Here is a 22,582-nt window from a genome sequence, read left to right on the forward strand (position 1 = left end):
AGTTCGAACCCGCTGGCTCCTGCCGGAGGTCTTCTTGTCCCGGCACTTCGACAGGATCGGACGATTCCACCGCAATCCGGGGTCAGTCCCTAGCGACCTGGTGGACGACATCGATCAGGCAGCCGGTGTCGTAGTTCACGACCAACACGCCGAGAACCCACACAACCGACACCGCTAGCGCCACGAGCGCCCCCCGCCCGTGCCGGTTTGGGCGGCCCGAAAGCGCTATGTCGACAGCCCCGAGCAGAGCCAGGCCGACCAACAAGCCGGCAGTAAACCACGCGGGCCCCGAGTAGTACTCGTACATTCCTGCGCCAGCGACTTCGATAGTCGAGGCCGGCGCATAGTGCTCGACCTCGGCCAGAGAAGCACATGTCACCGGCTCGTAGCCGACCGACTCCCAGTGACTTTCGACCGAGTAGGCCACCCACGCGGCAGCACCACCAACCGCAGCAAAGCCCAAAGCTGCGCCTACGACCAGGGCAACGCCGAGGTGGTCGAGAATCCAAACCCGCTTCATCCCACCTCCTTTGCGACAACCCGCCTTCGGCTCCACATCGGGCAACACCAGCTCACCGATTTTCTACGTCGAGCGTCGGGTCAATACCGCTTGGCCGATGCCCAGTCCGGCGATCGCAATGGAAACCGCACGGCCAAGAGCTGACCCGACGTATCGACACCGAATTCGATCTCGTCCTCGACAATTGCCGCAGCGCCCATATCGCCGTCCGAAAACTCCCAGCACGTCCGGTCCCACTTCAGCACAACGTGAGTCAGCGGTGCTTGACCGATCTGACCGAACCTGACCCTGATGAAGATGCTGTTGCTGCCGAACGCCTCCCTCATCTTTGCCCTGACGAGTCGCTTGAGCAGCGGTAGGGCCGCGGGAACAAGGACCAACCCGCCTAGAACCGGGACGAGGACCGACCAGCCGGAAGCACCAGACACAAGTTGCGTTACCGAGAGACAGACGACCAACAAGAGGCAGGAGGCGCCGGCAAGCAGATTGCGGTTCTCCGCAGGACGGAACAGCCCGCTCCGCAGCCCTCGACATACCCCTGCATCGAGCACGCGAGTCGAACCCCACAGTTCGTATCGCGACCCGTCTCGTCCAGCTGGAAGACCATCCACGACGCCCCACGTCCTAACTGCCCTCGCGGTGGTGCGACAATCTGGCACATGAACGAAGAATGGTCCAGCGAGGATCGGGCTGCGGCGAGGGGATTCCTGCAGCGCAGCGAGGTGCGGCTGTCGACCCTTCATCGAATAGCCACCGCAATGCTGTCGGGCGCAGGACTCCTGGTGATCCTGCCTGCGATGCTGCGCGACCAGATCGGTGGGGTGATCAGCACCTTGGTGACCGCCGAACGTACAGCGACCCATCTGCTGCTGGCGGTGGTGGCCCTCGTCATCATCGCCTTGCCACTGGTGGTCTTCTTCCAGTTGCTCGGAGCGTTGACCAAGTTCTACTTCCATGCCGAGCACGTCGACGGCACCACCAACTCCGTGTTCGTCCCCCGATTCACCCTCACCGGGCTGCGCCTGCCGTCAGACGAGCTGTCGCCGGCGGCCGCGGCGCAGCTGAGCCAACGGCGCGCCAGCAGGGAGTCGCTGGAACTGGTCGTTCCACCGAACCCCAAGGGCCGCGCCGACATCGACCAGAGGCTGCGGGCGTACGAGCTCGCCGGGCCGACATCGCAGCTCGCGGATGCCGAGCGGGCAGCGGGCCTGTTGGAGCTGGTCGGGTCGAAGTCGAGATCACTGGCCGAAGAGGTTGCCAAGGTCGAGTTCGGCATGGCCCGCCACCTCGTGCGGATGCAGGTCATCGTCGTCAGATACGTGAAGTCGCTGCTGGTGTTCCTGGTCACGGCGATGGCGGTCTTCGCAGCGGCTGCCGTGACATCTCGAGACTCCGGCGTGGACCCGACCGGAGAAATCTGGCTGCTGTCGACCTTTGCTCTGTGGGCGCCGGCGATGGTTCTGGCCGTTTCGTCACCCGTCCGGTGGGTCGAGGGACTGCTGCGCGCCGACGGCGCCACGGCCCACGCGATGGCAGCTGACGAGCAGTTCACGCACTTCGAGCGCATCTCCATCAGGGTCGGGGCCGCGGTGCTGGCGACCATCGTCGTCACCCTGGCGCTGCGCATCGCCGACGGCGGCGAGGGCGTGTGGCTGGCGTGCGGCACTGCGGCGGTCGCCTTGGCGGTGGCCTCATTCGTGCTGGCGGCCAGACGTTCGGTGGTCGGTGGCGTGTTCGACCCCAGGCGAACGGCTCGACGTCAGCGGTAGACCACCACGCGCCTCTGCATGTCCAGAGCGATCAGATGCCCGTCGTGGGGCACCAGTTGAAGACCAGGTTGGAACCCTTCTTCGTCGACCAACTGCCACAACCGGGCGCCGCTGGCGAGATCGAAAGCAGCCAGCCCGCCGTTGGAGCCGCCGTGGCTGTAGACGGTGTCGCCTCCGACTGCGATGACACCCGAGATCAGCGGACCGTCCCACCCGGTAGACCAGACGAGGTCTCCGCTTCCGGCGTCGAGCGCCCGGGTGTCGAGAGAATGGGTAAACACCAACCCGGCAGCCGAGGCCATGTTGAGGTCTGAATCTGGGTTAGACCAGAGCTGATCACCGGTCTGGAGGTCGTAGCGCCTCATTCGGGTGTCGCGGGTGATCAGGTCGCCATCGACAACCATGGCCTGATTAGGGGAAATGTCGCCTGGCAGGTCGAGGGTCCAGCGTTCGGATCCAGACAAACGATCCAGCACCGTGACCTTGAACTCAGCGACCAGCACCACAGCGTCTGGCGTGACCATCACCGGAAGCAGCGAGCGCTGCGCATCCTGCGACCATGTCCACACCGTCTCGCCGCTGTCGAGATCGACGGCAACAACGGTGTTGGTCCAGGTGTCGCCTTCGAGGTACAGGTAGGTTGCGTACAAGGTGCCCTGGAAGATCGTCGGCGACTCGGGCGATGCCGCCGTGTCGGAATCGGGGTCGAGAACCAGCCGGTACAGCTCCTGCGATCCGGTGTCGCGGTCCACACCGACGATGTCGAATCCGTCGACGTAGAAGACAGCGTCCTGGCTGAGCGTGGGAGTTCGCCCACCAAAGCTGGTTTCGCGCACCCAGATGTCGTCGCCGGTGGTCAAATCGACGGCGCGCACGGTCTGGTCCTGGAACGACGCGTACAGAACGCCCTGGTCGACGACCACCCCGGTTGGCACAGAATCTGACGAGCGCCACAGCACCGCCGGTTGGGCGACCGGACCCGACTGGGCGAAGCCGTTGGTCCGCGCCGGATCGGCCAGAACCCCTGCGACCCAATCGTCACTGCGTCCCGGAGCCACGGTTGCCACATCGTCAGGCACGGTCGAAGACGAAGTGTCGGCCGGTGCCTCCGTAGTGGGCGCTGTGTCTGGCGAGGTTGTCGCGGGCACCGCCGAAGCCGTTGTGGTCGTGGTATCAGAACCGCCGTCGCCATCACCCCCTCCCAGAGCGAAAATGGCGATGAAAACGATGGCGGCGATGGCCACCAGCGCACCAACAGCGATCAGCGGCATCCGGCTGCGGCCCTGACCCGGGGACGCGCCCGTGCTCGTGCTGATGTGTGTTGGCCCTTCGTCGGGCAGAGCGACCGTTGGCTCGGGGTTGGGTTCTTGTTGTGGCTCGGCCCCGACGGGTTCGGGCGCGGCCACCAGGTCTACGGCCAAGGCGTCGGCTGGACGACCCCGATGTTCCAGCTCTTCGAATGCCAACACGGCCGCGCCCAGTGCCACTGCATTCTTCGAATGGGCGTCGGCGGTTATCGGCACCCCGGTTTCGGAGGCGACGATCTCGCCGACCAAGGGCACGCGACTGGACCCTCCGACCAGCAGGATCGACGACAGGTCTTCGAAGGTCAGACCGGCGTCGTGCACTGCCTGACGCAGGGACATAACCGTGTCACGGATGGCAGGCCTGGCGATGTCTTCGAACTCTGAACGAGTCAGCCGCACCTGCAGGTTCACGCCGGCAACATCGACCAGAAGGTGCGTCGAGGTGTCGGAGCTGAGGGCCTCCTTGGCCTGCTTGGCCTCTTCGCGCAGTCGCGCCATCGGTACCAGAACCGATGGGTCAGAAGGGTCGAGCGAACCGAGCTCGACCCCCGCTGCTCGAAGCGCAAAGCCCATCACGATGTCGTCCAGGTCGATGCCTCCCAAACGATCGATTCCGGTCGGATGGCCGATGACCTCGAAACCCATGGGCCCTCGACGCAACACGACGGCGTCGAAGGTGCCCCCACCGAAGTCGTAGACGGCGACGACTTCGCCCTCCTCGATGCGGCCCTGGTGCGCGTACCAACAAGCTGCGGCCGAGGGCTCGGGGACAAACACGGCATCGGGCCGCTCGATCAGCCGTGCGACGTCTTGCAGCAACTCGCGCTTGTAAGGACCCCAATTGGCCGGGTGGGTGAACACGAGCGAAGCGGGCGGCTCGCCCCGTTCGGCCGTGGCCCGGTCGACTACCCACCTGGCCAGATGAGCGGTCAGCTGCTGGGGCGCGACCGGCTGGCCGTCGAGAAGGTACGGCACCGTGTCACCGAACCTGCGCTTGAACTCGCGGGCAACGGTTTGTGGTTGGGTCACAGAGCGCCGCTGGGCGGCCTGACCGATGACCGGCGGCTCGCCGGCCGATATCGCAACCACGGATGGGACGATGGCGGACGCGTGCTCGAGGGGCAGCATCTCGACCCGGCCATCGGGCGTCGCTATAGCAGCCGCCGAATAGGTCGTGCCCAGGTCTATGCCCAGCCCGTACAAATGATCACCCCCGTCCGCCAGGCCACCTTAACCGGCGGACGCCGATGGTCAGCCCTCGGGTTCGACCACCGAGACGGGCACCGTGCCAAGCGTCATGGGCGGTTCGCCCGACACGTCTGCGCCGGCACCCGACTGATCGCCTTCGATCACCTCTTCGACAACAACGGTCCCTAGCGTCATCTGAACGTCGGTGGTGGGCGCAGAAGCCGCCGTTGTGGGCGTTGGGCCGCTGGCACGTGTGGTGCTGGGGGCCGACGAGCTGGTCGCAGCGGTGGTCGTGGGAGCGGCGGTGGTCGTCGTGCTGCTGGGGAGTGGGGCGGGCGGTTCGGTGGGCGCCGTCGCCGGGGCTGTCGAGACCGTGGCCGGGTCTTCTGTTGCCGGCGGCTGCACGGTGGTAGTCGACTGCTCAGCTGCGGGAGGTGGGTCTGGTGTCTCGCTGCGTGCGGCGTCGGTGACGATGATTGCCAGGACGGACGCAACCAAGATCGAGCCAGCTACGGCTGCGACCAAGCCGACGCCGGCGAGCCCTCTCGAATTGCGATCTCTACTGCCGGCCTGCGGCGCACTGGATTGCACGTCAAATCACCGTTCAGAACTCTTGCACACGTGTGATGTAAACGCCAGGGCGCGCTGGGCCAACGATGGCGATAGCCTCTGACTCGTGGCTGCTAGACACATCTCGGCGGCGATGCTTGCCGTCGCCCTCCTCGTAGGCGTTGTCGTTGTAGGTGGGCTCGGCGCAGGGCAGTCGGTCGCCGGCGCCCAAGAGACCCAAACGCCCGATCAGACCGACCAAACCGTGGTGACGACGACGACCGTGCCGTCGGCCGACGGGGTCGGGTCGATACTGGGGCCGCGCCCCGGGGCCGGCAAACCTCCCGAGGACGCCGGCGACCGCGGCGGTTCGGCCCAGGTCGCCACCTTCTGGGTGATCGTGGTAGCCCTCGGTGGGCTAGCCTTCCTGGTGGTGAGAGACATCAAGAAGAGCAAGGCAAGGCGCGGGCTTCCGGGAATGGACGTCAAGCCTGACAAAACGCCTTCAGCTGGCGGCAAGTAGCTCGATCACCTTGTCGCGCTGGCCCAGGTTGCGCCGAGCCCAGTCGAGCACGGCGGTCTCCTGGGTGAACACGACAATCTGACGTTCGGCCGATGCATCGTGCAGCAGCGAGAGCAAGGCCTCGGTTCGAGAGTCGTCGGCGTGAACAGTCGCATCGTCGACGAGCACAGGACACGTCTCGTCTGGCTTGGTGAGCACCTTCACCATCGCCAGTCTGAGCAGCAGGAAGATCTGCTCGGTCGTGCCGTGCGACAAAGCCCCCGCAGGCCGGTAGCGACCAGACGCATCGCGAACGGTCACCTCGAGCGCCTCGGGGTCGACCAGCGCCTCGACGTATCGACCGTTGGTGACCTTTGCGATGTGTTCGGTGACGTTCTCGGCGACGAGCGGTGCCACCCTGCGAAAGGCCTCGGACTCGGCCTTGGCCAGATGCTCGACGGTGTAGTCGAGAACGTCGGCGAGCGTCCGCACCCTCTGCAGCTCGCGCCGGGCCTCGGCCACGGATGCCTCGGCACCGGCAACATCGACCGACGCGCCGTCGATGGACCGGAGCCGACCACCAAGCTCGGAGTGAGTCTTCTCGGCATCGGTGAGCCTTCGGCCGAGCTCGTCTAGATCGATGCGGTCGGCAGCCCCGGCGTTGGAGCCCATGTCGAGCTGGTTCAGGACCTCGCGAGCTTCGTTGGCAGCGGCTTCGACGTCGGCCACCGACCTGCCCTGTAGCAACGTCTCGAGCCTGGCCCGTACACCGGCGAGCTCGGAGCGATCGCGCTGCGCGGCCCGCAGCTGGTCGACCACGTCGATCAACTCGGCACCCCAGCCCTGGTGGGTGTCAGAGCGAAACTGGGGCCGGAACTCCAAGACGGCCCGACGAACCTCGTCGACCAGAGACTCGAACCGGTGCAGAACCTGCTGCTCGCGCTGTCGCTCACGGCGCTGCTCGACCAGCAGCCCAAGCCGTTCGCGAGCCTTCGTGACCTGGGAGTTGGCGTGCACCGCGTCGAGGTAGCGGCTGAGCGAATCGTCGATATCGACGACCGAGATCCCCTCGTCGATCAGGGCCGAACGAAGCTCGTCGATCGCTTGTTGCTCGGCGTGACGAAGCTCGTCGGCCCTTTGGGCCCAGCGCTCGCGTTCTGAGTCGGCCGCGGAGCGAGCGAACGCCTGGTGACGGATATCCACGGGGTCTGCGACAAATCCGCGCTTCGACAGCCACTCGGCCGCCTCCAGCACCTGAAGCCTGTGGGCCTGGATTCGTTCGTCGAAGGCGGCAACTTCGGCTTCGAGGGCCGCGACATCGTGCCCGTCAGACCCGCCACCCAGACCGAAGACCACCACGGCCAGAGCGATGGCGGCCACGACCGCGACCAAACCGATGACCGAATAGCCCAGGCCTGCAGCGGCAACGCCGCCCACGGCGCCGAGTGCTGCGGCCCCGAGAACCACGCGCCGGCGAGATTCGTGGCGACGTCGATCTGCGAGCGCCAAGCGAGCAGCGTCGAGCGCTGCGCGTGCGCCACCGTCGGTGGGCTCGGGTGATCTGACCAAAACCGCGCGTCGCTCGGCCTCTTCGAGAAGCTCGACCTCGGCTCCTACGACGGGCGGAACCTCGGGAAGCGCTGCCAGCGAGCTGCGGGCCTGATGGAGTGCTTGCGCCGCGGCCAAGACCTGCGGAGCAGGCTCGGTTGGGCCCGAAGGCTCGGGCGGCATGGCCTCGATCTCGGCGATGATGCTTTCGAGCGAAGGGCCCTCGAAGGCACTCGGCCACTCGACCGACCGCCACCTGGCTACGAGGGTGTTGAGATCGTCGAGGCGAGCGTCGTCGATGGCAGGGCCCGAGACCTCGGCGTCGCCGAGCCGCTCGGCAAGGCGGCTGACGGCAGCCGCGTCGGCCACCACCCGCTTGGCCTGTTCGTATCGAACGAGTCGACGTGCAGACGCCAGATCGGCCCGGCACGCATCGACGCGAGCGGCCGCCCTGTCTGCTTCGGCGAGCAGGCGCAGGTAGTCGTCGTGGGCGACGCGAACGGCGTCGAGTTGTGCCTCGGCTTCGGCAACGGCCTCGACCGCCTTTCGGAGCGGCTTGACCGCGTTGGCGCGATCGAGGCCCACCGCCTCTCGCCGAAAGCTGGTGAGGCTGTCGATGGCCTGTGCCGCGGTGACCTCGCCGCCGAGTGTGGACGCCGCCTTCTGCATGAGGTCGCGAATGCCGTCGGGGTCGTCGACCACCGCCGCGATGTCGGCCTGCCTGACACACGCTGTGGCCAGAAACGTCGTGCGGTCGAGACCGAGCCACAGGGCACCGTCGGGGCCGCCATCGTGAACGATGTCATCGGCGACTGGACGTCCCAGCTGGGCGTCGATGACATCTGAGCGCTTGTTGGCCAGGTCGTGAGCCAGCCTGATGGAGCGGCCGTCGTCGAGCTCGATCACGGCGCCGACCGCCCAGGCATCGCCATCCCAAGGCTGGTGGCGCTTGCGGAATCCCTCGTCGCGAACCGATGCGCCCCGCCCACGGCGGCGCCCGCACAAGGCCGCATACATGGCACCGTGCCACGACGATTTGGCGGCCTCGTTGGGGCCCCATACGACGTTCAGCCCCTCGGAGAATTCCAGTGCCGCGGACGTGAGCGGGCCGAAGGCCTCGGCTTCTACTCGCTTGAACCTCACCGGCTGACATCCAGGTCTCGGCGGCCATCGAGTGCGCGCAACCCCGTAGCCAGAACGGCAAATCGAGTCTGTTCGTCGAGCCGTTGGTCGTAGAGCACCGACCGCACGAACTGGCCCCTGACCGATGCCTCGGCCTGAAGGGTGGTGAAGTCGAGCGCTTGGCTCAGCTTGGTACGCCTGACCACGACGTGGTCGATGGTCGGGCTGACGGCGGCCGCGACGTCGTCGTCGACGAGTTCGATCGACTGATCGATCTCGCCGGTGAGGGACAGGCGAACCAGGCCCGACAAGCCGGCGGTCTTGGATGCGACCTCGTCACGAATGGCCGAGGCGTCAAAGCACCCCGTGACGTCGATCTCGACGTCGTGCATCGAGCGGGCGCTGACGCTGTGCCAGGCGCGCTCGACCGCGCCAGCGGGCGTGACACCCAACACCACCGCTCCCCCACCGCCCTGCTCGCCGAAAGCCAGCGGCGCCGGATTGCCCGGATACGTGTGATGGGTGGCCTCGCGCCGCCGATGGAAGTGGCCGACGACGGCGTGAGCGAGACCCGACCGGGGAATCTGCGATGCCTCGAAAGGAGCATGTGGTTGTTTGGAGCGACCCGACTGGTCGCGATCTTCGATGGAGAACCCAGCCTTTTCCGACCCGTGGAACAGCCCGAGATGAGGGCCCTCACCGCGCACGCGGAAATCGTCGAGAAACCCGGGCGTGCCCGAAGGGCTGTGATGAGCAGCCCCCCAGACGGTGACGCCTGCGATCCTGACGGGCTCGAGGGATCGCCCATCGAACACATGCACGTGATCGTCGAAGTCTGCGGTAGCCCAGACGCTGGAGGGCGAGAGCCAGTCGTGGTTGCCGGGAGCAACCAGGACCCGACAACTACACCGGTTGAGCACGCGGGTGATGAAGCGGGCGGTGTCGGGGGTGATGCGGTCGTGTTCGTAGATGTCGCCGGCGAGCAACAGGGCGTCGGCGCCTGCGGTTTCGCACAGCGCCACCGAGGCCTCGAGGGCATCGCGCAGATCGTTGCGACGAAGGCGGCCGACCGACGCGGGCGCCCAGGCGAACGGTGTGTCGAGATGGAGGTCGCCGAGCGCGACGAACGTGCCGGCGAGGGTGGGCCGCCCGGCGGCGGAAGCAGACTCAGCGGGTGTCGCATCGGTCGGTTGCATCGTCTCGAAACGTAGCAACCCCCTGTGACATTCAGGTGGTTACCCGACCGCGCGCCGCGAACCGGACCGTCAGGGTCAGCCTCCCGCGCCCAGAATCTCACCCAGATTCACCTGGGTGGAAAGGCTCTGGGCCCCGCGCACTATGTCGACCTCGACAGACATGCCGACGCGGCTGCCGGCGACAGCAGCCACCAGTTCGGCGGCGGTTTCGATCTGGTCTTCTCGAAAGCCGACGATCACGTCTCCGACCTGGATCCCGGCGAGATCGGCCGCCTCTCCATCGGTGACCTCGACCACCACCGCACCCGAGTCGACCGTCAGGCCCAGTTCCTCGCGGTCTGCCTCGTCGATACGGGCCACATCGGTTACCCGCACGCCGAGCAGCGGTCGCGTGGGAACGATACCGACCACCAGCGAGTCGATCACCGGGCGGGCGTGGTCGATGGATATGGCGAACCCGATGCCCTCGGCGTCGCCGGCGATGGCCGTGGAGATTCCTATGACCTCGCCGTGCGAGTTGACGAGCGGACCGCCGGAGTTGCCGGGGTTGATCGCTGCATCGGTCTGGATGACGTTGGTGAGCCGCGCCGACTCGGTGGGGACGGTGCGATGAAGAGCCGACACGATGCCCGTTGTGACGGTGGGACCGCCCGCCAAGCCCAAGGCGTTGCCTATCGCCACGACAGGGTCGCCGACAGAGACATCCTGACTCGAGCCCAGCCGAGCCGGAACCGTGGGCTCACCGACGTCGATACGCACGACCGCCAGATCTCGGGTCGGGTCGGACCCCAGCAACTCGGCCACGAACACTCGCCCGTCGCTCAACTCGGCCGTGATGGAATCGGCGTCCTCGACCACGTGGGCATTGGTCACAACCGTCCCCTCGGAGTCGATGAAGAAGCCGGTGCCGGCACCGATCCCTTCAACCCCGTCGGAACCAATGGAGATGCGCACTACCGCTGGTTCGATCTCGGTCAGGACCTCCTTGACGTCGAGCCCGGTGGACGAGGGGCCGAACACGACCAAAACCAGCGCAGCGACGACTGCAGCGACCACCGCGCCCACGGCTGAACCCAAGACGACCCCGGTCAGGAACCCCGGCCGACGATCGGTTCTGAATGCGCCCACCAGATCGTCGCCATCGTCGACGAATGGTTCGTCGGCGAACGCGTTTGGGCTTTGGGCCTGGGGCGAGATGCTGGCGTCTTCGACGACCCCGTCACCGCCGTCAGCGTCACCGACTGTCTCAGGCGAGGTCTCTGCGTCCGCAGCCGGCAATTCCTGGCGGGAATCGGAGCCGTCGGTAACCACCGAGAAGAACCGAGTCGACGCCCCATCGGAGGCGTCTTCGCTGTGCTCGGGAGCTTCGGGGCGATCGTCGTCCATTGCGATCAGCGTCGAAGTCGCAACAACACCAGTGCGAAGATCGCAATCCCGAAGTTCGCAGCGATCAGCAGCATCCATGGCACCGAGTTGGTGTCGCGCGTGCCGATCTGGGCGACCAGCCCGTCGGCCGAGCCCGCCTGATCCGAGCCGCGGGTAGAACCCGCCATCTCGGGAGCGGCGAGAAGCGCCCTGGCCGGATCGTCGACCACGGCGGCCGCCTCCACAACCGTGCTGGTGCTGGCCGAACCAGAGCCGGCGGTGGTCGCCGGCACCGTGGTGCTGGGCAGCGTCGACGAGGTCTGGTCGGTCGACGAGACGGTGGTGCTCGACTGCTGAGGAGGCTGGGTTGCGGCTGTCGTGGTCACCGATACATCGCCGGTCGCCGCCGGAGGTCCTGAGGTCGAGGGAGCGGCCGTGGACCCCGGCGGCGTGCCGGCGACTCCGACATTCCCAGTGCCCGCGCTGGTCGATATCGGCCCTTCGATGACCGATACGAGCTCGCCGGGCGCAGTGAGCACCACACCGTCGTCGTCCGTCACGGTCGTCGAAGTTGACTCTGAGACCGCGGTGGTTTCACCACCATCGTCGGCGCCGGCATCCGAGACGCCTACGACAGAGCTGCCGCGGGGTCCGATCAGCGACACAGCCGCGACAACAGCAACCAACCCTGCCAGCAGGGCGATGAGGCGCGGATGGCGTACCGAGGTCTCGATCACCCGACTCCATCGGACGATCGAAACCCGATTTCAAGGGCGAAGCAGACTCAAGGCCCGGTTGGCGAGATTCTCGACGTTCTGACGGAAGTTGTCGGTGTCGCCGTCGCTGTCGCCCATCGCACCCTCGAGGTAGCGCTTGAGCACTCCTTCGACGATGGCCGCAAGCCGCCAGTACGAAAAGGCGCGGTAATAGTCGATTCCCGACACATCGCGCCCCGTGAGTTCCTGGTAGCGGGCCAGCAGGGCGTCGCGCTCGCCGAAACCGCCGACGATGGTGGGGCCGCTGCTGCCGGCGACCTCCTCGCCCGGGCCGACCCAGTTGTTCATCAGATAACCGACGTCGGCGAGTGGGTCACCCAGGGTGCACAGCTCCCAGTCGAGGACCGCCCTGACACGACCATCGCCGACGATCATGTTGCCGAGGCGATAGTCACCGTGGACGATGGCCGCACCAACCTGCTCGGGCTGGCTCTCGGTCAGCAGACGCTGCGCCTCCTCCATCTCGGGTAGTTCGCGTGTCTTGGAGTTCTCCCACTGGCGGGTCCACCTGCGCAGCTGCCGACCGATGTAGTCCTCACGCTTGCCCAGATCGCCCAGGCCTATGTCGTCGGGTTCGGCCGAGTGCAGCCGCGCCAACACCTCAATCACGTCTGCGCCCAGGGCGGTTCGCTCGGCCTCGGGCATTGCCGCCGCCTCTACGTCGGAGTGCAGCACGGGGCCTGACACGTGGCGCATCACATAGAACGGAGCACCATTCACCTCGTTGTCTACACAAAGCCCCATCGTCACAGGCACGGGCACGTCGGTCAGACCCACGCCGGTGATGATCTTGTGTTCGCGTTCCATGTCGTGGGCCGTGGCCAGGACATGCCCAAGCGGGGGCCGTCTGAGCACCAGCGTTGGGCCGTCGGCGGGTTGTACGGAAAACGTAAGGTTCGAGTGGCCGCCTGCGATGAGCGCGAACTCGTAGGGACCCTGCACGCCGTCGACGTTGGAGTCGAGCCAGTCACTGACGCGACCAGCGTCGATTCCTGCCGGAATGGCCTTTTCGTTCACGTTCCCCTCGCAATGAAGTCGTCGACCGCCGTAGGGCATTCGTCTAGCAGGCGCGGCGTCGCTAGGTCACATCCCGCGCTGTCGGGCGGACCCTCAGCCCAGCACACCCAAGTCGCTCAGGTGGACGCGCGCAGTGGCGGCGTCGACGAACAGCTCGGCTCTCCAGCCCTGGCTCCGGGCCGCTTCGACATTGGCGTGCGAATCGTCGGTGAACCACACATGACCCGGCCGCACGCGGTGGCGTTCGCACAAGATGCGGTAGATCGAAGGGTCGGGTTTGGTGACGCGCTCGCGGCCGCTGACCACGTGTGCGTCGAACCAGCCGAGCCACTCGAAACGCGATAGGGCCACCGGAAAGGTCTGGGCCGACCAGTTGGTCAGCGCCAATACCGGCAGCCGTCCGCGCAGTTCGGCGAGAAGCTCGACCATCTGTTCGTCGACCAACCCGAGGGAACGCTCCCAGTCGGACTCGAAGGCAAGCACCAGGTCTCGCTGGTCGGGGTGTTTGGCCGCCAGCTCGCCCAGAACGTGTTCGAACGTCTCGCCCGCATCGAGCCGCATGTTGACATCGGCCGTCAGCACGTTGTCGAGAAACCGGCGGCGTTCATCAGGGTCGGGGATCAAGGGTTCGTAGAGCCGCTCGCGACTCCACTCGACAAAGACGTTGCCGAGGTCGAACACCACGGCCTGGACCGCGGGCTGGTTCAACGGTCGTAGACGTAGAAGCCGCGCCCCGACTTGCGACCCAGCAGGCCAGCGTCGCACATGCGCGAGAGCAAGGGCGGCGGGGCATACAGCTGCTCTTTGAACTCTTCGTACAACGACTCGGCAACAGCCATGGTCGTGTCCAGACCGATCAGGTCGGCCAATGCCAGCGGGCCCATGGGGTGGTTGCAACCGAGAACCATGCCCGCATCGATGTCTTCGGCGCTGGCGAAGCCCGACTCCATCATCCGAATCGCCGACAGCAGGTAGGGGATGAGCAGGGCGTTGACTACGAACCCGGCCCGATCTTGCGAGTCGATGACCCGCTTGCCCAACACGTCCGAAGCGAAGTCGCGGCATCGTTGGGCGGTTTCGTCGCCGGTGAGCAACGACGTGACCAGCTCTACCAAACCCATCACCGGCACCGGGTTGAAGAAGTGGACACCCACGACTTGCTGGGGGCGCTTGGTAGCCATCGCCAGCTTCATGATCGGAATCGACGAGGTATTCGACGCCAGAACCGCATCGGGACTCTCGACCACCTGATCGAGAGATTGGAAGACCGCCACCTTGGCGGCCTCGTCCTCGACCACAGCTTCGACGACGAGTTGTCGATCGGCCATCTGCGCCATGTCGTCGGTGAACCTGATGTTGGCCATTGCAGCCGCCATCTCGTCCTCTGACATCTTCTGGGCTCGCACGGCACGACCGAGCGACTTCTCGATCCGGGCTGCCCCGGCCTCGACGGCTGCGGGCGACGATTCGGCCACCAAGACATCGAGGCCCGCCCTGGCACAAACCTCTGCGATACCGGAACCCATGAGGCCGCAGCCGACTACTCCGACTTTTTCGAATGACATGGCGAATACGATGTCACACGGCGGGGCTGGGATCAGCCGGCTTCGTGCGCCTTGTGAGCGCCGACCCCCAAAGCGTTGCGAAACAGGGCTTCCCAGCCGGCAAGGCTGACGCCGAGCGAATCGCGCGACATCTCGGCTATGGCTCGGGCCACGACGGCCTCGGGATGCCCCAAGAACTCGTAGGCAACCGCCTGGCTGAGACGCACGACGGCCTGCGACAGGCGCGACTCGGTCTGGTCGATCATTTCGGTGGCCTCGTCGAAGGCATCCTCGGCGTCTTCGACGCGCCCGGCGCGGGCAAAGGCCAGAGCTCGGGCGATGTTGGCAGACCTGCGGTCTAGGTAGGTCGCCTTGGCCGAACTCCGAACCTTCTCGGCACTGGCCAATGCGTCATCGATATCGCCCCGGCTCACGGCGGCCAACGCGTGAACGCACCCGTGATAGTCACCTCGTTCGCCGTTGCGGTCGAGGGCAGCGAGGATCTCGGTGGCCTGGTCGAGTTCGCCGAGCTGAAGGCTGGCCAGGGCGCGGGTGACCTGACGATCGGTGCTGCCCAGAATGTTCGGCCCATCGGGATCGTCGCCGACCTGGTCGAGGTACTCCCTGGCCCGCTCGGCCAAACCCATCTGGGCCGAGGCCGCTCCGGCGACCATCAGAGCGAGATCGAGCTGGGGCGTACCAGGCTCGTTCTCTGCCAAGGTCAGCGCCTCTTCTATGCACTCGCGGCTGGCTTCCAGCTCGCCCATGGCTGCATGAGCCCTGGACAGGGTGGCCAGCGCCTGAACCTGGCCGAACACCGATTCGATGTCGCGAAGCGTCACCAACGCCTCTCGGCCGGCGTCGACCGCCTTGCGACATTCGCCACGCCACAAAGCGATGGTCGCCAACAGCAGCCGCATCATGGTCTCGCCGAATCGGTCGCCACGCTTGAGCGCTTCTTCGAGCACCATCGACGCGGTGGTTTCGGCCTCGGCGCTCTCGCCGGTGTGGAACATCAGGAACGCAGACAAGCCCAACGCCCAGCCCAGCCCGCCGGCGTCGTCGTTTTGGGCGAACAGTTCGATGGATCGGTCGATTCGTTTCGTTGCTTCGGCCATGCGGCCGCTCTCGAACGACAGCCAGGCCAGGTTCTGCTGGCACCAGGCCTCGCCTGTCGAGTCTCCGAGTTCGACGAAGACGTTGAGGGCCTCGAGAAAGTCTTGCTCGGCATTCAGGCGTTCGCCCAGAGACATGTGCGCCATGCCGTGAAGGCGCAATGTCTCGGCCACCTCGGCAGGATCGTCGAGGCGGCGCCATAGCTCGATGGCCTCGTCCAACAGTTGTTCGCCGCGGCGCGGGTCGCCACCCAGGGTTGAGATCTCACCCAGCAGCGTCGTGGCCGACGCCACGCACCTGTCATCGCCGTGCATCGAGGCGACCCGTTGGGCTTCTTGTGCATCGGTCGTGGCACCCGCAAGCTCGCGAAGACCAACACGAGCCTTGGCACGACCGATCGCGATCTCGGCGCGACGGGGGTCGTCGGGGCCTACCAAGCCCAGAGCTTCGGCATACATGCGACCTGCGATCAGGTGCGAGTCGCGCGCGCTGGCCCTGGACCCGGCCTCTACGAGGCTGGCGATGGCAACGTCGACGATGTTCGACGGAAGATCGCTGATGCCGGCCATCTCGACGTACAGCTGGGCAGCCGCGCTGTAGTGCCTGGCCACCGCGGCGATCTCGCCCGCCTTGCGGTTGGCTTCGGTGTGGCTGTCGAGCCATTGGGCGATGCCGTAGTGGGTGACCGCCCTGCGCGTCTTGGTGAGAGTCGTGTAGGCCAGGTCGCGCACGGCCTCGGAACGAAACAGCCAGCGGTCGGCCTCGGTGGCGAACACGTCCTTGTCGACCAGACGGCCAAACGTGTGCTCGGGGTTCTGGTTGCCCTCACCCGCAGCCATTATCAGCAGTGCGTACACCGGGCCAGAGCGGCCGATGACCGCGGCGTCGTCGACCATTCGACGTTCGTCAGGGTCGAGGGCGTCGAGCCTGGCAGCCACGAGCCCCCTGAGTGTGTCGGGCAGGGTGGTGAGCCGTTCGGTGAGATCCCGGCGGCTGGCACCGTCAGCATCGCGCAACAGGGCCGAGAGTTCTTCGAGGAAGAACGGGTTGCCTCCGCTGCGCTCGTAGATGACGTCGATGAGGCGCTCGTCGACCTCGTTGCCCAACAACGAGCGCACGAGTTCGGCAGACGCGTCGCGGCCAAGGGGCACAAGGTTGACGACCGATGTGTTGTGCCGTCCGGGGGGTGCCACCCAGCGCTCTTCGTCGATGACCCAACGGGCGGTGGTCAAGATGATGAAAGGCGACTGAATCAGCGACGCCAACAACTCTTCGAGCAGTTCGAGGAGTCTGTGGTCGGCCCAGTGAAGATCGCCCAGGGCCAACACCAGAGGGCGCCGGGACATGGCCGCGTCGAACAGCAACGCCAGCCCGGCGCTGAGTTCGTCTCGCCTGCGTCCGGGGTCTGGACCCTCGGTGTTGTCATAACCGAGGGCGTACATGACCGCTCGCGCCGCCATGTCGATGTCGGACGAGTCGGCGGCGGGCCCGATGAGTTTGCGAACGATCGCCCACACCCTCTGGGACGCGGCTTGTTGTGAATCGCCGGGGTCGATTTCGAAGGCCGCTCCGAGGGCCTCGCCGATGGGTCGATAAGGGTTGGTCTCGCCGTAAGGCAACACACGCCCCTCGAGGACGAGGGCGTCGTGGCGAACCTCGCAGTCGGCGGCGACCTCTTCGGCCAGGCGGGTCTTGCCCAGGCCGGCTTCGCCCAAGATCGAAATCAGGTGGGCCCTGCGACGTTCGACAGACGCGTCGATGGCAGCGCTGAGATGCTTGCGCTCGGGGCCCCGACCGACCAGGGGTGCGTTGACCGAACGCCTCATCCTGCCTGGAGGCCGCAACTCACCCACCGCGACGCAGACGGCTGTCTCGTCGTCACGGCCACGGATCTTCACCGTTCCGCGAGGCTCGAACTCGATGGCGTCGGCGGTGGCGTCGCGGGTAGCAGGCCCAACGAGTATCTCGCCCGGCTCGGCCATCGATTCGAGTCGCGACGCCAGGTTCACCGTGTCACCCATGGCGGTGTAGTCGCCACCGGCGCCGATCGCTCCGACCAGGACCTCGCCGGTGTTGATGCCGATGCGCATCTTGATCTCTACGCCGACATCGGACGTCACGTCGACCAGGCTGCGTTGCATCCGAAGCGCGGCGCGCACCGCACGCTCGGCGTCGTCTTCGTGGGCCCTGGGCGCACCGAACAGAGCCACCACGGCGTCGCCGACGATCTTGTCGACGGTTCCGCCGAAAGCCGTGATGTCGGCGACCAGGCGCTCGAAGCACCTGTCGATCAGATGTTTGACGAATTCGGGATCGGCGCGCTCGGACAGGGCGGTGAACCCCACCAGATCCGCGAACAGGACCGTGACCACACGCCGCTCTTCGGACAGCACGAGCAGGTGACCACAGGCAGGGCAAAACCGGGCGCCTGCGGGCACTGCTGAACCGCATGAGGGACATGGCATGTCACCAGTCTAGAGAGGTGGTGCATCCGAAAGCCGAGCGAAAACCACCACCATCAGAGGTAGCGTCTGAGCGGTCGCCAGTGTGGCGGGAGGAGACCTCGAATGACCACCACCTCAACCTCGACTCGAACGGCTGCTGCCCGGGCTGTCGGGGCCACGAAGATCTATGGCTATGGAGACACGGCGGTGCGGGCCATCGACGGCATCGACGTCGAGTTCTTCGCTGGCGAGTTCACGGCCGTGATGGGCCCATCGGGCTCTGGCAAGTCGACCCTGATGCACTGCATGGCCGGCCTCGACGAGCTGACCTCTGGGTCTGTGTACATCGACCAGACCGAGTTGGGATCACTGTCGCGGCGCCAGCTCACGCTGCTGCGCCGAGATCGGGTCGGCTTCATCTTCCAGGCGTTCAACCTGATACCCACGCTGACGGCCCGCGAGAACATGACCCTGCCCCAGTTGCTGGCCGGCGAGGCCGTCGACGAGGAATGGCTGAAGACGGTGGTCGACCACGTCGACCTGGCCGACCGCATGAGCCATCGTCCCAACGAACTATCGGGTGGCCAGCAACAGCGCGTAGCGGTTGCGCGCACATTGGCGAGCAGGCCCTACATCATCTTCGCCGACGAGCCCACCGGCAACCTCGACAGCCGAAGCGGCCACCAGATCCTCGACTTCATGCGCATGGCCGTCGACCAGTACGGCCAGACCATCATCATGGTCACCCACGACCCCAATGCGGCCTCCTACGCCGACCGGGTGGTGTTCCTCGCCGATGGCCACATAGTCGACGACATCTCGGACCCCGACGTCGACGCGATCATCGATCGCATCAAGTCGCTGGACGCGTGAACCAATGCTCCGAATAACCCTCAAAGGGATCAGGGGCCACCTGGTCCGGTTCCTCCTCACAACACTTGCAGTACTTCTGGGCGTTTCGTTCGTCGTGGCCAGCTTCGTGCTTCGCGACGGCCTCAAGGAGACCTTCAACGGCCTGATCGAAGACATCAACGCCCAGGTCGACGTAGAGGTGCGGGGCTACGTCGAGTTCTCGGAAAGCGACTTCCAGGACGACCCGGTGTTCGACGAGTCGGTGCTGGGCCTCGTAGAGGGCGTCGACGGCGTTGCAGACGCCATGGCCGGTGTCGGGTTCCCCGGAATCATCCCCATCGATTCCGACGGCGAGCCGCTGCCGACGTTCGGCCCACCGTTGCTGGGCGTCACGTGGTCCGACTCCTCGATGTCGCCCGTGACCCTGACCGAGGGCTCTGCCCCCCAGAGGGGCGAGTTCGTGATCGACATCGACTCGGCCGAACTCCACGACTTCCAGATCGGCCAGACCTACGACATCATCTTCCCCGAAGGCCGCCAGCAGTTCACGCTGTCGGGCCTGATGACCTTCGGCGACGAGAACGCCCTTCTGGGGGCGGTGCTGACGGCCTACGACTTCGACGAGTTCCGCGAGCTCACCGACACCGAGGGTCTGCTGCAGACGATCTCGGTTCGCGCCGAGGAAGGGGTTGCGCCAGCCACCCTCGCCAGCCGCATTCAAGAGGTTCTGCCAGACAACGCCGAAGCCGTCACGACCGAGGCCGTCGTAGCCGAGGACCAGGCCGATTTCGGCGTGATCATCGATGCCCTCGGCTGGTTCTTCACCGGCTTTGGCCTGGTATCGCTGCTGGTAGCGGCGTTCCTGATCACCAACATCTTCAACATCACCATTGGCCAACGCCTTCGAGAGCTGGCTTTGATGCGAGCAATCGGGGCGACCACGTCACAGATTCGCGGCTCGGTGCTGACCGAGGCAGTAACCATCGGCCTCATCGCATCGGTCCTGGGAATCGGTGTGGGAGCAGGCCTGGCATGGGTGGCTCGAGCACTGATGAACGCGGCCGGGTTCAGCCTGCCCGAGTTCGACATCAACATCGCACCGCTGACCGTCGTCACCGCCTTCATCATCGGCCTGGGTGTGACCATCGCGGCCTCGTTGCTTCCGGCGTTCCACGCCGGCCGCGTTCCGCCCGCGGCAGCGGTGCAAGAGGGCTTCCACATCCCAGATCGGCCGCGCGCTCGGCTGATCGTCGGCGCGATCTTGACGGTCTTCGGCGCCGTGTTGATGGCCCTGGGCCTGGGAGGGGCCGTATCGGGCATAGGGCTCGCGGTTGCGCTGGGGTTCGGGTCGGTCCTGGTATTTGTGGGCGTCACCACGCTGAGCCCCCTGTTCGCCGCACCCATCGTCAGCGCTGTCGGGTCGCCACTCAAGAAGCTGCCGTGGCTCAAGGTGTCGGGCCTGCTCGCTCAACAAAACAGCGCCCGCTCGGCGCGCACCACGGCCGCGGCCGCCGGTGCGTTGATGATCGGCTTGGCGCTGACGGTCGGCGCCTCGGTGTTCGGCCAGTCGTTGAAGGACACGATCTCGAGCATCTTGGACGAGTCGGTCACCGCCGACTTCATCGCCCAGCCCAATGGGTTCGGCAACGGAGGCTTCGGTGCCGGGTTCGCCGAACGGCTTCGTGACACCGACGAGTTCGGACAGGTGGCCGCCTTCAGGTTCGGCAACATCAGGGTGGACGGCGACATCAAGAACGTCATCGCCACCAACTTCGATCAACTCGACGGCATGATCGATGCATCGGTGATCAGCGGATCGTTCTCCGACGCGCCACCGCTGTCGATTGCGCTGCACCAGGACCCGGCCAGAGACCTGGGCGTGACAGCAGGCGACTCGATAACGGTCGAATTCGCCTCGGGCGAGTCCGTCGAGATGCCTGTAGCCGCGGTCTACGAAGACGCCCAGATCCTCGACAACTGGGCGATAGATCTGGCCACCTGGGACCGGTTCTTCTCCCTCGACTCGGACCTGTTCGTGATGGGCAAGTCTGCCGACGGAGTCGACGCGCAGGCAGCTCGCGCTGCAATAGAAGCCGTGGCCGAGGACTTCCCACAGATTCAGATCCAGGACCGCACCGAGTTCCTGGCCAGCCAGGAGGCCCAGGTCGACGGCATGCTCATCGTGATCAACGTGTTCTTGCTGTTTGCCTTCGTGATCGCGATCCTCGGCATCTTGATCACGATGACCCTGATGGTTGTCGAGCGCACCCGCGAGATCGGCATGCTCCGGGCCGTTGGCATGACGGCTCGCCAGGTTCGCTCGATGGTGCGCTGGGAGGCCGTGCTGATCGCCGTGTTCGGAGCCATTCTGGGCACCGTTCTGGGTTTGGTGTTCGGTTGGGCGGCCGTGGTGGCGCTTCCCGATTCGGTCGTCAACACGTTCGCAGTGCCGTGGGGTTCGCTGGTTCTGTATGCCATCCTCGCCGGCCTGGGCGGCATGGTCGCGGGCCTGTACCCCGCCATCAGGGCCGCACGAATGAACATCCTCGAAGCGATCAGCTACCAGTAGGGGCAGGCGATGGCGCGATTCGACCCCACCGACCTTCCCGAAGGCGTGATCAACTTTCTCGCCGAACGGCATCTGGCGACGCTGTCGATACCCCGGCCCGGGGCGGCGCCACACGTGACACCGGTGGGCTTCACCTGGGATGCCGACGCCGGGCTGGCCAGGGTCATAACGTTCGCAGCCTCGGTCAAGTACCAGCTGATCGAAGCGGCGCCTACAGACGTCACCTTGTGCCAAGTCGACGGTGGGCGGTGGCTGACGCTTCAAGGCCGCGCAGTGGGTACATCAGATCCACAACGATGCGCCGAGGCCATGCGCCGATATGGCGAGAGATACCGCGACCCCAAGCAGCGACCCGACCGCGTCGCTATAGAGATCACCGTCGACGCCGTCCTGGGCCGAGCCTGAATCATTCCCCAGCAGCGTTGCCATGACCCAGAGCGGGGTCGGTGGTGGCGGGCTGACATCGGGGACACCAATACGAGACGCGCAACAGGTCATCGCCGTGTTCGACCGACGAGACCGTGGCGCGGCAACGAGGGCAGTCGCGCCCCCCACGGCCATATACAGCCAGTCCATTGCCGAGCGTTCGCCGTTTGGCCCGGCCGAGGTTCTGGCGCAGCAGCCGCGACGCCCGCTGATACAGGCCCGATCGGGCTTGCTCGTCGAGGCTGTCGAGCCGGGCAAAGGGCGATACGCGTTCGAACCACAGCGCTTCAGACTTGTAGACGTTGCCGATTCCGGCAGCGATCGCCTGATCGAGCAATACGTCGGCCATCTGGCGTGATCCGTCGGAGCGTTCGAGGTTGACGGCAATCTGGTCGAAGTCGCAGTCGGGCAGACACAGGTCGGGGCCGATCCGCTGCCACGGCCTGAGCCCCGGCTCTTCGGGGTGATAAAGGCCCACTGTTGGCGCCGAGAAGCACACCGCCACGGCGTCGGGCACCTGAACCAGCGCCCGCATGGCGCCAGGGCTGCGCCGCCAGCGTTCGCCGGCTTTGTATAGGTGCCATACCCCGGTCATCTGAAGGTGTGTGTGCAACACGACACCGTCGTCGAAGGTGATCAGCAGGTGCTTGCCGCGAGCCTCGACCGCAGCCACACCAACCCCCCTGCGAGGGCCCTTCTTGCGATTGCGGTGCACCCGCAGATCGGTGACCGGCTGACCGACCAGCACCGGCCGCAGGGTGTTCGCATGGTT

Annotated in this window: 18 protein-coding genes; 5 read left to right on the top strand and 13 right to left on the bottom strand. The window is 65.9% G+C overall.

The genetic code is table 11. The features are described from left to right. Positions 1-82 precede the first annotated feature (82 nt). Together R2770_09755 and R2770_09760 are read right to left on the bottom strand one after the other, a co-directional pair. Positions 83-520, bottom strand: a complete 438-nt coding sequence (locus R2770_09755; protein ID MEZ5280748.1) for a hypothetical protein — start codon at positions 518-520, stop codon at positions 83-85. Positions 521-600: 80 nt separating this feature from the next. After that, a complete protein-coding gene (locus R2770_09760) occupies positions 601-846 on the bottom strand; it encodes a hypothetical protein (GenBank protein ID MEZ5280749.1) in 246 nt (81 codons plus the stop codon). Positions 847-1,179: 333 nt separating this feature from the next. On the opposite strand from R2770_09760, the gene R2770_09765 reads away from it, so the two are divergent. Beyond that, positions 1,180-2,289, top strand: a complete 1,110-nt coding sequence (locus R2770_09765; protein MEZ5280750.1) for a hypothetical protein — start codon at positions 1,180-1,182, stop codon at positions 2,287-2,289. Here R2770_09765 and R2770_09770 read toward each other — a convergent pair. Both R2770_09770 and R2770_09775 read right to left on the bottom strand, forming a co-directional pair. After that, the gene (locus R2770_09770; protein MEZ5280751.1) at positions 2,280-4,799 is read right to left on the bottom strand and encodes an Hsp70 family protein; all 2,520 of its coding nucleotides are present in this window, start codon (positions 4,797-4,799) and stop codon (positions 2,280-2,282) included. The genes R2770_09765 and R2770_09770 overlap by 10 nt on opposite strands. Positions 4,800-4,847: 48 nt before the next feature. Next, on the bottom strand, positions 4,848-5,282 hold the full coding sequence (locus R2770_09775; GenBank protein ID MEZ5280752.1) for a hypothetical protein: 435 nt from the start codon (positions 5,280-5,282) through the stop codon (positions 4,848-4,850). A gap of 178 nt (positions 5,283-5,460) precedes the next feature. On the opposite strand from R2770_09775, the gene R2770_09780 reads away from it, so the two are divergent. Continuing rightward, positions 5,461-5,856: a hypothetical protein gene (locus R2770_09780; protein MEZ5280753.1), complete on the top strand. Its 396-nt coding sequence runs from the start codon at positions 5,461-5,463 to the stop codon at positions 5,854-5,856. On the opposite strand, the gene R2770_09785 is transcribed toward R2770_09780, so the two are convergent. The 8 genes from R2770_09785 to R2770_09820 form a co-directional block, all read right to left on the bottom strand. Further along, a complete protein-coding gene (locus R2770_09785; GenBank protein MEZ5280754.1) occupies positions 5,839-8,526 on the bottom strand; it encodes an AAA family ATPase in 2,688 nt (895 codons plus the stop codon). The genes R2770_09780 and R2770_09785 overlap by 18 nt on opposite strands. Then, on the bottom strand, positions 8,523-9,701 hold the full coding sequence (locus R2770_09790; protein ID MEZ5280755.1) for a metallophosphoesterase: 1,179 nt from the start codon (positions 9,699-9,701) through the stop codon (positions 8,523-8,525). The genes R2770_09785 and R2770_09790 overlap by 4 nt, the downstream gene beginning before the upstream one ends. A 75-nt stretch (positions 9,702-9,776) precedes the next feature. Beyond that, positions 9,777-11,087 (bottom strand): trypsin-like peptidase domain-containing protein, encoded by a 1,311-nt coding sequence (locus R2770_09795; protein MEZ5280756.1) that lies wholly within the window; start codon positions 11,085-11,087, stop codon positions 9,777-9,779. A gap of 5 nt (positions 11,088-11,092) precedes the next feature. Then, the gene (locus tag R2770_09800) at positions 11,093-11,803 is read right to left on the bottom strand and encodes a hypothetical protein (GenBank protein MEZ5280757.1); all 711 of its coding nucleotides are present in this window, start codon (positions 11,801-11,803) and stop codon (positions 11,093-11,095) included. A gap of 30 nt (positions 11,804-11,833) precedes the next feature. After that, positions 11,834-12,859 carry a phosphotransferase family protein gene (locus R2770_09805; GenBank protein ID MEZ5280758.1) on the bottom strand — a complete coding sequence of 342 codons (1,026 nt, stop codon included), beginning with the start codon at positions 12,857-12,859 and terminating at the stop codon, positions 11,834-11,836. Between the two features lie 93 nt (positions 12,860-12,952). Beyond that, positions 12,953-13,567, bottom strand: coding sequence for an HAD family phosphatase (locus R2770_09810; GenBank protein MEZ5280759.1), 615 nt, complete (start codon positions 13,565-13,567; stop codon positions 12,953-12,955). Then, on the bottom strand, positions 13,564-14,424 hold the full coding sequence (locus R2770_09815; GenBank protein MEZ5280760.1) for a 3-hydroxybutyryl-CoA dehydrogenase: 861 nt from the start codon (positions 14,422-14,424) through the stop codon (positions 13,564-13,566). Before R2770_09815 ends, R2770_09810 begins: the two co-directional genes overlap by 4 nt. Before the next feature lie 32 nt (positions 14,425-14,456). Next, positions 14,457-17,984, bottom strand: a complete 3,528-nt coding sequence (locus R2770_09820; protein ID MEZ5280761.1) for an adenylate/guanylate cyclase domain-containing protein — start codon at positions 17,982-17,984, stop codon at positions 14,457-14,459. Between the two features lie 102 nt (positions 17,985-18,086). Here R2770_09820 and R2770_09825 point away from each other — a divergent pair, with 102 nt between their 5' ends. Genes R2770_09825 through R2770_09835 form a run of 3 tightly spaced genes read left to right on the top strand, consistent with a single transcriptional unit; the run spans position 18,087 to position 21,789 of the window. Next, complete coding sequence (locus tag R2770_09825) at positions 18,087-18,836, top strand: ABC transporter ATP-binding protein (protein MEZ5280762.1); 750 nt, start codon at positions 18,087-18,089, stop codon at positions 18,834-18,836. Positions 18,837-18,840: 4 nt separating this feature from the next. Next, complete coding sequence (locus R2770_09830) at positions 18,841-21,384, top strand: FtsX-like permease family protein (protein MEZ5280763.1); 2,544 nt, start codon at positions 18,841-18,843, stop codon at positions 21,382-21,384. Positions 21,385-21,393: 9 nt separating this feature from the next. Next, a complete protein-coding gene (locus R2770_09835; GenBank protein ID MEZ5280764.1) occupies positions 21,394-21,789 on the top strand; it encodes a pyridoxamine 5'-phosphate oxidase family protein in 396 nt (131 codons plus the stop codon). Position 21,790: 1 nt separating this feature from the next. Here the strand turns inward: R2770_09835 and R2770_09840 are convergent, their stop codons facing one another. Beyond that, positions 21,791-22,558, bottom strand: a complete 768-nt coding sequence (locus R2770_09840; GenBank protein ID MEZ5280765.1) for a DNA-formamidopyrimidine glycosylase family protein — start codon at positions 22,556-22,558, stop codon at positions 21,791-21,793. Positions 22,559-22,582: the final 24 nt, after the last annotated feature.

Source organism: Acidimicrobiales bacterium (genome assembly GCA_041394185.1).
Lineage (GTDB): Bacteria > Actinomycetota > Acidimicrobiia > Acidimicrobiales > Poriferisodalaceae > JAAETH01.

Coding starts and splice junctions, on each gene's coding strand:
- R2770_09755 (MEZ5280748.1), bottom strand. CDS start 520: ATGAAGCGGGTTTGGATTCTCGACCACCTCGGCGTTGCCCTGGTCGTA.
- R2770_09760 (MEZ5280749.1), bottom strand. CDS start 846: ATGAGGGAGGCGTTCGGCAGCAACAGCATCTTCATCAGGGTCAGGTTC.
- R2770_09765 (MEZ5280750.1), top strand. CDS start 1,180: ATGAACGAAGAATGGTCCAGCGAGGATCGGGCTGCGGCGAGGGGATTC.
- R2770_09790 (MEZ5280755.1), bottom strand. CDS start 9,701: ATGCAACCGACCGATGCGACACCCGCTGAGTCTGCTTCCGCCGCCGGG.
- R2770_09795 (MEZ5280756.1), bottom strand. CDS start 11,087: ATGGACGACGATCGCCCCGAAGCTCCCGAGCACAGCGAAGACGCCTCC.
- R2770_09815 (MEZ5280760.1), bottom strand. CDS start 14,424: ATGTCATTCGAAAAAGTCGGAGTAGTCGGCTGCGGCCTCATGGGTTCC.
- R2770_09820 (MEZ5280761.1), bottom strand. CDS start 17,984: ATGCCATGTCCCTCATGCGGTTCAGCAGTGCCCGCAGGCGCCCGGTTT.
- R2770_09825 (MEZ5280762.1), top strand. CDS start 18,087: ATGACCACCACCTCAACCTCGACTCGAACGGCTGCTGCCCGGGCTGTC.
- R2770_09830 (MEZ5280763.1), top strand. CDS start 18,841: ATGCTCCGAATAACCCTCAAAGGGATCAGGGGCCACCTGGTCCGGTTC.
- R2770_09835 (MEZ5280764.1), top strand. CDS start 21,394: ATGGCGCGATTCGACCCCACCGACCTTCCCGAAGGCGTGATCAACTTT.